The organism is Pantoea sp. Ft-CA_14, assembly GCF_024520875.1.
GTDB classification, from domain to species: Bacteria; Pseudomonadota; Gammaproteobacteria; order Enterobacterales; family Enterobacteriaceae; genus Pantoea; species Pantoea agglomerans.
Map to the genome: position 1 here is coordinate 1 of NZ_JALNPM010000044.1, position 262 is coordinate 262.

1 pseudogene is annotated in these 262 nt (G+C 64.9%); it reads right to left on the reverse strand.

Annotation, left to right across the window (positions count from 1 at the left end):
• A pseudogene (locus NR195_RS22780) lies at nucleotides 1-262 on the reverse strand (acetyl-CoA carboxylase biotin carboxylase subunit); the annotation flags it as partial.

Consider the following 262-nt stretch of genomic DNA (forward strand, 5'->3'; position numbering starts at 1 on the left):
TGGTGCTGATGCCTTCGACCACGGTTTCGTTGAGCCCGGTGCGCATGCGGGCCATGGCCTGCTCGCGCGTGTCGCCGTACGTGATGATCTTGCCGATCATTGAGTCGTAGTTCGGTGGGACGAAGTAGTTGGTGTACACGTGCGAGTCGACCCGCACCCCCGGGCCGCCCGGCGGGTGCCACATGGTGATGCGACCCGGCGAGGGCGTGAACTTCCACGCGTCTTCGGCGTTGATGCGGCACTCGATCGCATGGCCGTGCAT